Below are 11,224 nucleotides of genomic sequence, written 5' to 3'. Positions count from 1 at the left end.
CCTCACCGGCGAACGAGGAGAGCTGGTCCACCATCGTGTTGATGGTCTCCTTCAGCTCCAGGATCTCGCCGCGGGCGTCCACCCGGACCTTCTGCGAGAGGTCGCCGTCGGCGACGGCGGTGGCGACCTGCGCGATCGAGCGAACCTGCCCGGTCAGGTTGGACGCCATGAAGTTCACCGAGTCGGTGAGGTCCCGCCAGGTGCCGGAGACGCCCTTGACGTCTGCCTGGCCGCCCAGGATGCCCTCGGTGCCGACCTCGCGGGCGACCCGCGTCACCTCACCGGCGAACGAGGAGAGCTGGTCCACCATCGTGTTCACGGTGTTCTTGAGCTGCAGGATCTCGCCGTCGGCGGGCACGGTGATCTGCTGCGACAGGTCACCCCTGGCGACCGCGGTGGTGACCTGCGCGATGTTGCGCACCTGGTCGGTGAGGTTGTCCGCCATGGTGTTCACGGAGGTGACCAGACCGGCCCACGCACCGTCGGCGCCGACCGCCCGTGCCTGGCCGCCGAGCCGGCCTTCGGCCCCCACCTCGCGGGAGACCCTGGTGACCTCGGTGGTGATCAGGGCGAGCTGCTCGACCATGCTGTTGAACACGGCCGCCGCGGCGCCCGGCAGCCCCTCCGAGCCGTTCCTCAGCCGGACCGTGAGGTCGCCGTCCCGTACGGCGGTCAAGCCGGCGAGGAGTGCCTCCAGCGCGTCCCGGTACGGCTGGTCGGCCGCTTCGCTTGGCAGTGCCATGCGCGTCACCTCGCTGTCGCGAACGCTCCTCCCACTCTGGCACAGGGCGTCGGCGGGTGCGGCGGAGCCGGGCGGCCGGGCACGGACCGGCAGCGCCGGAGACCGGCCGCCGACGCGGCCGGCCGTCGGCAGCAGGGCCCGCGGGCGGGCAGCGGGGCGTGGGTCGCGCAAGGATGGAGGGCGTCACGGCCCGGCGGGGCTGCTCACGACGGTCCCCAGGTCTTCGGAGGACGGACGATGGCGCCACACCTGCGGACGGATCCGCTGAACATCTACCTGAACGACCACCTCACCGGCGCGTTCGGCGGAAGCGCCCTCGCCCGCCGCATGGCAGGGACCCATCCCGACCCCGCCCGCGCCTCGGCACTGCGCCGACTTGCACAGGACGTGGAGCAGGACCGCAACGACCTCGTACGGATCATGAACCGCCTGGGCGTACCGGTCCGCCACTACCGCACCTGGCTCGGCCTGGCCGGCGAACGGCTCGGGCGCCTCAAGCCGAACGGCACGCTGGTACGCCGCTCCCCACTGAGCGATCTGATCGAACTGGAGACGATGCGCGCCGGTGTCGAAGGCAAGACCGCGCTCTGGCGGGCACTGCGCGCCATCGCCGACCGGGATCCGCGCCTGGACCCCGGCGAACTGGACCGCCTCACCCAACGCGCCCACGACCAGGCCCGCCTCCTGAACGGCTGGCACGACGCGGTCAGCGCCGAGGTGCTCGCGCCGCACGGCACCGGCCACCACCGCGCCGCACCCTCTCCCTGACGGTGCCGGTGACCGGAGACGTCCGTGCGGCGCCCTCGGCATTCCTGCCTGCCGCCCCGGCCGGGCCCGTCGCGCAGGAGCGGTCGACAGGCGGTCACGTCCGGGGCGGTGTCCCCGGGACCGGATGCGCTGCCCAGGCGTCCCTCAGGCTGTCCTGGATCTCGAAGATCTCCCCGACACCGGTGACGGTGAGGAGACGCGCCATCTGCGGGGACGGCGCCACCAGGACGAGCCGACCGTCCGTCTCCTGGGCGCGGCGGCGGAGTCGGATCAGGGAGTTGAGGCCGGAGGAGTCGCAGAAAGTGAGACCGCTCAGCTCGAGGAGCACGGCGCCGCGGCCTCCGAAGGATTCCTGCACGCGGCGGTAGAGCGCCGGTGCTGTCATCAGGTCGAGTTCACCGGCCGCCGTGAGCGCGGTCGTGTGCCCACGTGTGGCGGCGATGTCGATGCGAAGGGCTGACGTCATGGCCGGCTGCTCCCGTCCTGCGTGGTGGGGCCTGCGGTGGAGTGGTCGTCGAAGGGGATGCCCGCGAGGGCGGCCGCCGGTGCGGTGCTTTCCGGGGTGGGGCCGAGCCATTCGCACATCAGCGCGGTGGCGTCGTCCTGGAGGACCCCGCCGTGGTGGTCGAGGACGGCGTGAATGAGGAGGCACAGGGTCTCGGTCTCGGTCTCGCTCGACGTCCACTGCGGCTCCCTCGCATCGGCCGCCCTGGCTCTCCCGCGTACGGACCCGCCTGTGCGCGGCCCGGGGCCGGGGCGGGCCGGGTCGATATCTCCGACAGCTCCGCGCCTGCCCGGAACCACCCAGGGCGAAGCGCACAACCAGCCGTTTTCCCGGCACGACCCGGCGAAGTGCCGGAACCGGCCTCAGTGCGGGACACCTCGCAGCGGGCCCCGACCGGCGTTCGTCCGGGTGCGGCGGCCGGTGACGCTGCCGCGGGCGACGCCGCCGTCAGCCCAGCGCGCGGTCCAGGTTGAAGGCGGCGCTGATCAGCGAGAGGTGGGTGAACGCCTGCGGGAAGTTGCCGAGCTGTTCGCCGGTCCGGCCGATCTCCTCGCCGAACAGGCCGACGTGGTTGGCGTAGGTGAGCATCTTCTCGAACGCCAGCCGGGCCTCCTCCAGCCGGCCCGCGCGGGCCAGCGCCTCGACGTACCAGAAGGAGCAGATCGAGAAGGTGCCCTCGGGGCCCCGCAGTCCGTCCGGGCTGGCCGCCGGGTCGTAGCGGTAGACCAGGGAGTCCGAGACCAGGTCCGAGGACAGCGCGTCCAGTGTCGAGAGCCACTTGGGGTCGGTCGGCGAGACGAACTTGGCCATCGGCATCATCAGCAGGGACGCGTCGAGGACGCTGCCGTCGAGCCGTTGCACGAACGCGGAACGCTCGGCCGACCAGCCGCGGGCCATGATCTGCCGGTAGATCGCGTCCCGGGACTGCCGCCAGCGGGGCAGGTCGGCGGGGAGCCCGCGCCGGTTGGCGATCCGGATCGCCCGTTCCAGCGCGACCCAGCACATCAGCCGCGAGTACACGAACTCGCGCCGGCCCGACCGGGTCTCCCAGACGCCCTCGTCGGGCTGGTCCCAGTGCTCGCAGAGCCAGTCCACCACGGCGCCGACCTCGTCCCAGTGGCCGCTGCTGATCGGCTGCCCCCACTTGTCGTACAGGTAGATGCAGTCGATCAGGGCGCCGTAGATGTCCAGTTGGAGCTGCCCGGTGGCGGCGTTCCCCACCCGCACCGGCGCGGACCCGAGGTAGCCCTCGAAGTGGGACAGCTCGTACTCGGGCAGGTCACGGCGCCCGTCGATGCCGTACATGATCTGCAGCGGGCCGCGCTCCCTGGTACCCCGCAGGATCCCGTGCTCCGAGATGAATCCCATGAACGCCTCGGCCTCCGAGGTGAAGCCCAGCCGGAGCATGGCGTAGACGCAGAAGGCCGCGTCGCGGACCCAGACGTAGCGGTAGTCCCAGTTGCGCTCGCCGCCGATCTGCTCGGGCAGGCTCGTCGTCGGCGCCGCGACGATCGCGCCGGTGGGCACGTAGGTGAGCAGCTTCAGGACCAGGGCCGAGCGGTGCACCATCTCCCGCCACCGTCCGTGGTACTGCGAACGGGACAGCCAGTGGCGCCAGAACCGGACGGTCGCCTCGGCCTGCTCCTGCGCCTCGGCGCGCGGACAGGCCCGGGGGGCGAGGTCGTCGCCGATCCGGTCGAGGGCGAACACGTGGGACTCGCCCTCCAGGAGTTTGAAGTGCGACCACACGTCGACGCCGTCGCTCTCCAGGGGCGCGGTGGTGGTCAGCGCGAGCGTCAGGGACGGGGAGCGGAAGACCGCCTCGTGCCCGTCGAGGTGCACGGTGTGCGGCTCGGTGCCGTAGCCGAAGCGCGGGGCGACCTTGGCCCGGAACGGGAGCACCCCGCGGACGCAGAGCACCCGCCGGATCAGCCGGTGGCGGTCGGCCTCGCGGGACTCGTCGACGACGGGCATGAAGTCCTGGATCTCCGCGACCCCGTCCGCGGCGAAGAACCGCGTGATCAGGACGTTGGTGTCGGGGAAGTAGAACTGCCGGGTCCGGGCCGGCACGTCGGCGGCCAGTTCGAAGCTGCCGCCCCGGTCGGCGTCGAGGATGGACGCGAACACGCTGGGTGCGTCGAAGCGCGGGCAGCAGTACCAGTCGATGGTGCCGTCGGTGGCGACGAGCGCGGCGGTACGGAGGTCGCCGATCAGGCCGTGCTCGGAGATCGGCGGATACCGGGAGCCGTCCGGTTCCCCGGGTCCGCCCCTGCCGTCCAGCGCCATGGCCGCCTCCTCACCGGTGGTGCGGGGCATCGAGCCGAATCTCGTCTCTCATGCTAGATCGCGGCGTGCCCCGGTGCCGAAGGAGCGGTACGCCGCGAACGGGCGCACCCGGGCCCGGAGGCCCGGACCCGGCCCCTCCGGCTGCTCGGAGACACCCGGCGCCTCGGGCGCAGGAAGGGCGCCGCAGCCGGCGGACCGGCTGTGCCACGGGACGGCCGCTGCGGCACAATCGTGATCCATGTCCACCTCCGCCGATCCAGCCGTCCTGTATCCCGACATCGCGGCCGAAGGCAGCCTCGGCGCGGCGCTCCGGGCCGCCGCGGCCGGGGAAGGCCTCTCCGTCCCTTTCACGGTCCGGGAGGGCGACCCGCTGCGCAGTGCCACCGCCGCGAGCACGGTTCCGCATCGGACTCCCCTGGCCATCTCGGCCTGGACGGTCGAACGACGCTGGTCGATCCGCGGGTGCGAGCCGTTCCAGGACATGGCGCTCGTCGAAGGGGACACGGCGGATCTCGCCCAGATCGTCCGGGCCGCGCAGGCCTGGCACGGCGGGGCGGAGCTGGCCGAGATCCGCCGAGCAGCGCCGTTCGTGCACCTGACCGGGCGCTTCGAGGTGCCCGACCACGATCCGGTGCTCCTGACCGAGTCGGAGTGGCAGCACCTGCGCACCGAGGCGGGCGAGGTGGACTGGCCCGAGTACCACGCACTCGTCGAGGCGGCGTGTGCCGAGCCGGCGCTGCGGCGGCTCTACCCGTTCACCAGCCACTGGACGCTGCGGTTCTCCACCACTACCCGCCCTCACCTGACCGTCGTTCCGATCTGCCTGGCCGCCGCGCAGCGGGAGAACCGGTACACCGTCAGCGCGCGCTACATGGGTGAGGTGCTCGTCGGGACAACGACGCCGGAGGAAGCCGTGGCAGCGGCTGTGCGCAACCTGCCCTCCGGCCTTGCCCCTGTCACGGTCGGAGCAGTCGTCAGCTCAGCTGCTCGGCCAGCGCGAGGATGATCCCGCTCGGCCCGCGGAGGTAGCAGAGCAGGTAGCTGTCCTCGTAGCGCGTCACTTCGCCGACGAGCTCGGCGCCGTGCGGGCGGAGGCGGGCGAGGGTGTCCTCGAGGTCGTCGACGGCGAACATGACGCGGTGCAGGCCCAGTGTGTTCGCCGGGGTGGTCGCCGGTTCGGGGCTGATCGCCTTCGGGGTGTGGTACTTGGCCAGTTCGAGCCGGCCCGGGGCGCCCGGGATCCGCATCATCGCGATCTCGCTCCGCATGTCGTCGAGCCCGACGACCTTTCCCGCCCAGCGGCCTTCGATCGGCATCCTGCCTTCCAGCTCCATGCCGAGTTCGGTGAAGAAGGCAACGGCGGCGTCGAGGTCGTCGACGACGATGCCGACGTTGTCCATGCGCTGAATGGTCATGTTCCCCAGGATAGGAAGCGGGTCCGGCACCGACGGGCTCAACTTGCCGTCCGCTACGAGATTCCAGGCCGCTACCACCGCATCCGGACGTCCTCCGCCCAGCCGAGCAGCCGGTCGACGGCGATGCGCTCGCCCTCGTCGGTGCGGACCGTCCCCGAGTAGTGACCGAAGCACTGGTCGGTGCGGTTGGCGAGCAGGCCGAGGTCGGTGCGGGTGGCCCGGTTGTGGAAGGGTGTGAAGGTCAGCTCGATCTCGTGGGGTCCACCGCCTCGGATGGTCCAGGGCCGCAGCGGGTCCCCCGGCGAGTACCGCCACTCCAGCTCCTCGCCGATCTTGGAGATCCGGCCGTCCACGCACAGCGCGTTCTCCGTCGAACCGGTGCCGCGGGTCCACCGGCCGCCGAACTGCAGACCGACGGTGTGCCCGTCCGTACGGCCGGACGCGGCGCCCCAGTTCCACGCCACCCGGTGCGGCCACCGTCCGCGCCCGTGGTCGAGGACGGCCCAGGCATCGTCGCCGAAGCCGAGCACCTCGTCGCCGATGCGGACCGTCCCCGAGGCCGGCCGAGCCGTGTGCTTGGAGGTGTACTGGAACCGGCGTTCACCCCAGGGGACGACGACGGACAGGGTCTCGTGCCCGTGCGGCAGTTCGGCGAGCAGGTCCACCTCGACGGGCCGGCGGTCGGGGTCGACACACCGCGCCCGCAGCCGGGTTCCGCCGCCCGCCTGGCTGATCTCGATCCGCACCTGGCCCCGGACGGGCCGCTCGGGCCCGACGCGTACGGGTGGACAGCCCGGTGCCCCCGCGATGCCGTCGGGAAGGCGGACACCGAGCCCGCCGGGCACGATCGCGGTGCGCTCGAACTCCCGCGCCGGACCGTCGGCGCCGAATCGCAGCACATGGACGGAGTTCAGCGCCAGGTAGTCGAGATCGCTCACCGTGAGCGCGACCAGGTGGGTCGGCGTGGTCACGCACCAGTACTCCCAGCGCTTGGTGCGGCCCCATCCGCGGATCGCGCTGCGGTGCAGCGGCCGCCGGGACCAGCCGACCGCCGCCGGGTCCAGCCGCCCGTCGTCGAGGCAGAGGTCGACGGGCTCGGTGATCTCTCGCTCATGCGTGGCCATGGCGGGACCCTACGGCGTCGGCGGCCCGCAGCCCCGGTACGTGACCAAGCCGTGCCCGGCGACCGGCCCGACCGGTGGACGCGCTCGACGGGCGGCCCTACGGCAGGGTCGCTCCCGCGGGGTCCGGCAGGTCGAGAAGGTCCAGCAGGTCCAGGAGCCCGGCCCGGTGGAGGCCGGCGACGGGTTCCAGCAGGTCCGGGTGGCGCAGCAGGGCCGCTGCGGCGGTGTCGTCGGCGTTAGGGCTCGTGAGGCGGCGGGGGTCGCCGGTGTGGTGCCCGGCCGCGGCCAGGGCCCGGTCGGCGAGTGTGGGGTCGGCGAGCAGGCAGGCGGCCCAGCTGACGACGGTTTCGTCGACCCAGGTCCGCCAGGCGGTGTCGTCCGGGTGCGGGGCGTGGCCGGTGAGCCGGTCCAGGTGGTCGGCTCCGCCGGGGCCGAGCAGGTCCAGCAGGTGGACGTCCAGGGCGGTGGGGTAGCGCAGGGCGGCGGCGAGGGCGGTGGCCTGCCGGGCCTGGGCCTCGGCGAGGACCCGGCTGAAGGCACCGGGGGGTGGCGGGTAGGCGTTCAGGAGCCAGCGGGCGCTGGCGGCGGCGACGGGTGTCAGACCGTTGGGCACGGCGATCAGGTCCCTCGGGCAGGCTCGCCCGTACCCGGGGGGCCGGGTACGCGAGCTGTCGGCGCGGGGCTGCGCTGCCCCGTTCGTGGCCGACCAGTGTAGGCAGGCCCGCGCATCCGGGGACATGACCCGCGTCACGCCGTACGCCGCCGGACACGGCAGGGTGGGCCGCGCGGGCGCGGCCCCCCCTGCCGTCCGTGTGCCGGTGGGTTCGGTCAGGACCTGCCACGGCCGGTGACGAGGTCACGGGCCCGGTCGACCAGGCCGGCGCCCGGCGCGAGGATCTTGTTCGCCGGCGGGGTGTCGGGGGCGGAGGGGTGCGGGCGGGTCGGGGCCATCGCCTTGGCCCGGCGGATCTTGTTGCCGAGGTCGTTGAGCGTGTCGCCGGAGCAGGCCAGGCTCAGCTTCGGGAACAGGTTCTCCTCCTCGTCCTGGACGTGGGCGGAGACCTCGTCCATGAGCTGCTGGAGCAGCGGGCCCATCCCGGCGTCGTCGGTGTCCATCTCCTCCAGCTGCTTGAGCATCCTCTCGACCTGGCTGTGGTCCTCGATCTCCCGGTCCGCGAGGCTGTCGCCGCCCCGGATGTGCTTGCGCACCGCCGGGTACAGGTACTCCTCCTCGGCGACCGAGTGCCGTACCAGCTCGATGGTGACCTCGTCGATGAGGTCACGCAGTTCCTGCCCCCGGCCGGTCATGGCCCGGAGCCGCCCGAACATCTCCTCCACTTCCCGGTGGTCGGTCATCAGTTCTTCGATCACATTTCCGCCGTGCCCCATCACGCATCCGCCTCTCGATGGCTCGGTTCAATTCGTCCGTGTGCCGCTACGTCTGCCCGGGTCGGGCCGGACTATCCAGGGCGAATCGGTCCACCCGGCCGACGGACCGGGCACGGCGGGAGTGGCGGGCGCGGCAGGCGGGTGGCGGGCGCGGCGGAGCGGCCCGGCCCGGGTAGGCGCCCGGCCACGGGCCCGGGGAGTCCGGACGCATCGACGGCTGGACGAAGGTGCTCCTGCACCCCGAGGCCGCCTGAGGAACGCCCGGCACGGCGGCGATGAAGTGGAAGCAGCTCGCCGACGCACTCGGCCGCTGACCGCGGTTGTTTGATGGGAACGTCAGCGGACAGGCGCCGGGCATGGCATCCACCGACCTCGCACTGCAGATCCCGCTCGCCGCGGACGGGGCGGGCGCCCACCTGTGGCTCATCACCGTGGGCGCCGTTCTCGTCCTGGGGCTCGTCCTGGCCTTCGTGCTGGGACAGCGCCGCAAGGACCGCGAGCCGCCGCCCACCGGCGCCGTCGGTCCCGGCGCCGGCCGGCACCGGCGCGAACAGGAAGGACCGAGGTGAGCCGGGAACCCACCCACCGGGTCGTGCTGGTGCGGCACGCCAAGGCGGAGCCGAAACACAAGGCCGCGCACCCCGACCACGACCGGCCGCTGACCGGGCGCGGCAGACGCGACGCGACGCGCACGGGCCGCTGGCTCGCCGGGCCCGGCCCGGCCCTGGACCGGGCGCTGGTGTCGACCTCCGTCCGCACCCGGCAGACCTGGGACCTGATCGCCGCCGAAATGCCCGAACCTCCCGCTGCCGACTTCGAGAAGGCCCTGTACCGGGCCGACGCCGACAGTCTCCTCCTCCGGCTCGGGCGGCTTCCCGAGCACCTGGCCACCGTGGCAGTGGTCGGCCACAATCCCGGCTTCCTCGACCTGGCCCTCGGCCTCGTCGGCGACCGTACCGGCGAGGTCCGGGCCCGCTTGGCGGACTCGGGCTTCGACACCGCCGGAATCGTCGTCCTGACCGTACCCACCCCCTGGGCGCGGATCGCGTACGGCACAGCTCACCTGGACGCCTACTGGTCCCCGCGTACCTGACCACCCGGGCCCCGAAAGAGATGAGACCGTTGGACCACACCCCGGACCCCGCACCGCCCGGCCGCGGCGGCGGACCCGGCCGTGACGAGACGCCCCAGGAGCAGGCCGACCGCCGCTGGAACGACGTGCTCCAGGAGGTCCGGGTCGCGCAGACCGGCGCCCAGATCCTGTTCGGCTTCCTCATCAGCGTCGCCTTCACCCCGGTCTTCGCCGCGCTCGGGAGCTTCGACCACAACCTCTACGTCATCACCGTCACCCTCGGCGCCTGCGCGACCGGCAGCCTCATCGCTCCGGTCGCCTTCCACCGCTTCCTGGCCGGCCACGACCTCAAACCCGCGCTGGTACGCACCGCCTCCCACATGGTCGCCGCCGGCCTGGCCCTGCTCGCCCTCACCATCGGCTGCGCGCTCCTGCTCCTGCTACGGACCGCCACCGGCAACCCCGCCGTCGCCTGGGCGGTCAGCGCCGCCGTCACGGCATGGTTCGCCACCTCCTGGCTACTGCTCCCCTACCTCGTCCTGCGCCGCGGAGAGCGCGCCAGGGCGGAAGGCCGACGAGGCTCCCCGCCGCCGTGAGCGACACCACGGCGGCCGGCACCGTGGAGCCGGCGCCTGCACGGAAAGTTCGTCCACGGGTGATTCACTGGCGGCAACTGACCGACCGTCAGCACCCGTGTCCCGAGGAGACCCGCGTGTCCCACCGTACGAAGCTGCGCAGCGCCGTGGCCGCCGCAGCATGCTGCGCCGCGCTCATGGCCGGCACCACCCTTCTCGCCTCCCCGGCCCAGGCCGGGAGCCGGCCGGCCGCCGCACCGGCGGCAGCGGTCGCGCACCGGCAGACCAGACCGGAGGCCCAGGTCACCCTGTTCTTCAGTGACTACCGGGATGCGGTCCTCCAGCAGCACAGCGAGGGCAAGAGCACCGTCGACGTCCGCAAGGAGTACCTCACCCCGGAGCTCGACGACGCCCTCACCGAGTGGAGCGCCACCCATCAGAAGGACCCCGTCTTCCGCTCCCAGAACGTCCCCAACGGCTGCACCTGGCGGACCGCTGACACCAGCCCCGAAGGCCACTCCACCGTCATCCTCACCCAGACCTGGGACGACGGAACCACCACCGACGTCTGGTACCAGGTCAGACTCGACGGCCTCCTCATCGACGGCCTCACCGACCCCCCGGCCCCGGTGGCCTGACCGGTACGCCCCGCAGGCCCGAACCGGGTGGCGACACCCGGTTCGGCCCGGGGATCAGGTGCCCAGCCGGGTGAGCATGGCGCCGAGCCGGCGTACGGCGTCCTCGGCATCGGCGTACTGCTGCGGGGTCGGGCGCACGGTGTTGAAGGCCGGACGGTCGCCGGCGGGGAGCGCCCGCCAGTGCAGGACGGGCGAGAGTGCAGCGCTTCCCCCCGCGAGGAACCAGGCCAGCCGTCCGTGGGTGCGGGAGAGCGCGATCGCCAGCACGGCGAGGGCTTCGCGCAGGTGCTCCAGCCGGTCGATGTCCGCCGGGTGCCCCTCACTGTCGGGCCCGCCGACGGCGCCCTTCAGTTCAGCGGCGGCCTGCCGCGCCAGCGCGCGATCACCCGGCGTCAGATCCCATACCCCGTCGTTGAGTTGACGCTCGGCCTCGTCGATCAGCAGCGCAACTTCGGCCCGCATGTCCATGCCCGAACGATAGCGGTAGCCCGCGCCTCGCGACCCGCCGGATCCGGGCGGGCGGGCCGCAGCTGGGGGGGTGAGGTCCGGCCATCTCTGTCCCGAGCCGGCTGCCGGGGACGTACCGCCCACCCCCCCGGTGGCCGCGAGTCCCTCACGATCTCCGTCCGGCCCAACTCCCCGCACGGTACGGGACGCCACGGACGACGGCCCGCGCCCCGCCGCCCTCCCGCGGCGCCGGGGCGTCAGCC

General features: G+C 72.9%; 14 protein-coding genes and 1 pseudogene. 6 read left to right on the top strand and 9 right to left on the bottom strand.

Going from position 1 to position 11,224, the window contains the following annotated elements; genetic code table 11:
• Positions 1 to 742 (bottom strand): HAMP domain-containing protein (locus AA75_RS41025; RefSeq protein WP_033825601.1); only part of this gene is annotated, 742 nt, incomplete at its 3' end.
• Positions 743 to 979: 237 nt separating this feature from the next.
• Here AA75_RS41025 and AA75_RS41020 point away from each other — a divergent pair.
• A complete protein-coding gene (locus tag AA75_RS41020; protein WP_063794541.1) occupies positions 980 to 1,510 on the top strand; it encodes a hypothetical protein in 531 nt (176 codons plus the stop codon).
• A 94-nt stretch (positions 1,511 to 1,604) separates the two neighbouring features.
• Here the strand turns inward: AA75_RS41020 and AA75_RS41015 are convergent, their stop codons facing one another.
• The 3 genes and pseudogenes from AA75_RS41015 to AA75_RS41005 all read right to left on the bottom strand — a co-directional run bounded on the left by AA75_RS41015 (position 1,605) and on the right by AA75_RS41005 (position 4,301).
• Positions 1,605 to 1,976 carry an STAS domain-containing protein gene (locus AA75_RS41015; protein WP_033825600.1) on the bottom strand — a complete coding sequence of 124 codons (372 nt, stop codon included), beginning with the start codon at positions 1,974 to 1,976 and terminating at the stop codon, positions 1,605 to 1,607.
• Positions 1,973 to 2,170: pseudogene (locus tag AA75_RS53160) on the bottom strand (stage II sporulation protein E); the annotation flags it as partial. The gene AA75_RS41015 and the pseudogene AA75_RS53160, both read right to left, overlap by 4 nt.
• 292 nt (positions 2,171 to 2,462) lie before the next feature.
• Positions 2,463 to 4,301, bottom strand: a complete 1,839-nt coding sequence (locus AA75_RS41005) for a glycoside hydrolase family 15 protein (RefSeq protein ID WP_033825626.1) — start codon at positions 4,299 to 4,301, stop codon at positions 2,463 to 2,465.
• Positions 4,302 to 4,539: 238 nt separating this feature from the next.
• On the opposite strand from AA75_RS41005, the gene AA75_RS41000 reads away from it, so the two are divergent.
• Positions 4,540 to 5,307, top strand: a complete 768-nt coding sequence (locus AA75_RS41000; protein ID WP_033825598.1) for a DUF6193 family natural product biosynthesis protein — start codon at positions 4,540 to 4,542, stop codon at positions 5,305 to 5,307.
• Here AA75_RS41000 and AA75_RS40995 read toward each other — a convergent pair.
• The 4 genes from AA75_RS40995 to AA75_RS40980 form a co-directional block, all read right to left on the bottom strand.
• A complete protein-coding gene (locus AA75_RS40995; RefSeq protein ID WP_033825597.1) occupies positions 5,276 to 5,716 on the bottom strand; it encodes a VOC family protein in 441 nt (146 codons plus the stop codon). The genes AA75_RS41000 and AA75_RS40995 overlap by 32 nt on opposite strands.
• A 71-nt stretch (positions 5,717 to 5,787) precedes the next feature.
• Entirely contained in the window at positions 5,788 to 6,840 is a 1,053-nt protein-coding gene (locus AA75_RS40990; protein WP_033825596.1) for a DUF2804 domain-containing protein, read from the bottom strand.
• Positions 6,841 to 6,937: 97 nt separating this feature from the next.
• On the bottom strand, positions 6,938 to 7,453 hold the full coding sequence (locus AA75_RS40985; protein WP_033825595.1) for a hypothetical protein: 516 nt from the start codon (positions 7,451 to 7,453) through the stop codon (positions 6,938 to 6,940).
• A 215-nt stretch (positions 7,454 to 7,668) separates the two neighbouring features.
• Positions 7,669 to 8,229, bottom strand: coding sequence for a hemerythrin domain-containing protein (locus tag AA75_RS40980; protein ID WP_033825594.1), 561 nt, complete (start codon positions 8,227 to 8,229; stop codon positions 7,669 to 7,671).
• Between the two features lie 356 nt (positions 8,230 to 8,585).
• Here AA75_RS40980 and AA75_RS50490 point away from each other — a divergent pair, with 356 nt between their 5' ends.
• From AA75_RS50490 to AA75_RS40960, 4 genes are all read left to right on the top strand, one after another.
• Positions 8,586 to 8,798 carry a DUF6479 family protein gene (locus AA75_RS50490; protein WP_033825593.1) on the top strand — a complete coding sequence of 71 codons (213 nt, stop codon included), beginning with the start codon at positions 8,586 to 8,588 and terminating at the stop codon, positions 8,796 to 8,798.
• A complete protein-coding gene (locus tag AA75_RS40970; protein WP_033825592.1) occupies positions 8,795 to 9,322 on the top strand; it encodes a histidine phosphatase family protein in 528 nt (175 codons plus the stop codon). The genes AA75_RS50490 and AA75_RS40970 overlap by 4 nt, the downstream gene beginning before the upstream one ends.
• Positions 9,323 to 9,351: 29 nt before the next feature.
• On the top strand, positions 9,352 to 9,897 hold the full coding sequence (locus AA75_RS40965; protein WP_033825591.1) for a DUF6328 family protein: 546 nt from the start codon (positions 9,352 to 9,354) through the stop codon (positions 9,895 to 9,897).
• 116 nt (positions 9,898 to 10,013) lie between these two features.
• On the top strand, positions 10,014 to 10,514 hold the full coding sequence (locus tag AA75_RS40960) for a hypothetical protein (protein ID WP_033825590.1): 501 nt from the start codon (positions 10,014 to 10,016) through the stop codon (positions 10,512 to 10,514).
• Between the two features lie 54 nt (positions 10,515 to 10,568).
• On the opposite strand, the gene AA75_RS40955 is transcribed toward AA75_RS40960, so the two are convergent.
• The gene (locus AA75_RS40955; RefSeq protein WP_033825589.1) at positions 10,569 to 10,982 is read right to left on the bottom strand and encodes a hypothetical protein; all 414 of its coding nucleotides are present in this window, start codon (positions 10,980 to 10,982) and stop codon (positions 10,569 to 10,571) included.
• Positions 10,983 to 11,224: the final 242 nt, after the last annotated feature.

This window comes from Kitasatospora sp. MBT63 (genome assembly GCF_000710465.2).
GTDB lineage: Bacteria > Actinomycetota > Actinomycetes > Streptomycetales > Streptomycetaceae > Kitasatospora.
The sequence above is the reverse complement of the archived record's forward strand: the minus strand, read 5'-3'. Positions and strand labels throughout refer to the sequence as shown.

What these genes read in the sequence shown, in the direction of transcription:
- AA75_RS41020 (WP_063794541.1), top strand. Translation starts at nt 980, where the DNA reads ATGGCGCCACACCTGCGGACGGATCCGCTGAACATCTACCTGAACGAC.
- AA75_RS41015 (WP_033825600.1), bottom strand. Translation starts at nt 1,976, where the DNA reads ATGACGTCAGCCCTTCGCATCGACATCGCCGCCACACGTGGGCACACG.
- AA75_RS41005 (WP_033825626.1), bottom strand. Translation starts at nt 4,301, where the DNA reads ATGGCGCTGGACGGCAGGGGCGGACCCGGGGAACCGGACGGCTCCCGG.
- AA75_RS41000 (WP_033825598.1), top strand. Translation starts at nt 4,540, where the DNA reads ATGTCCACCTCCGCCGATCCAGCCGTCCTGTATCCCGACATCGCGGCC.
- AA75_RS40995 (WP_033825597.1), bottom strand. Translation starts at nt 5,716, where the DNA reads ATGACCATTCAGCGCATGGACAACGTCGGCATCGTCGTCGACGACCTC.
- AA75_RS40990 (WP_033825596.1), bottom strand. Translation starts at nt 6,840, where the DNA reads ATGGCCACGCATGAGCGAGAGATCACCGAGCCCGTCGACCTCTGCCTC.
- AA75_RS40980 (WP_033825594.1), bottom strand. Translation starts at nt 8,229, where the DNA reads ATGGGGCACGGCGGAAATGTGATCGAAGAACTGATGACCGACCACCGG.
- AA75_RS50490 (WP_033825593.1), top strand. Translation starts at nt 8,586, where the DNA reads ATGGCATCCACCGACCTCGCACTGCAGATCCCGCTCGCCGCGGACGGG.
- AA75_RS40955 (WP_033825589.1), bottom strand. Translation starts at nt 10,982, where the DNA reads ATGGACATGCGGGCCGAAGTTGCGCTGCTGATCGACGAGGCCGAGCGT.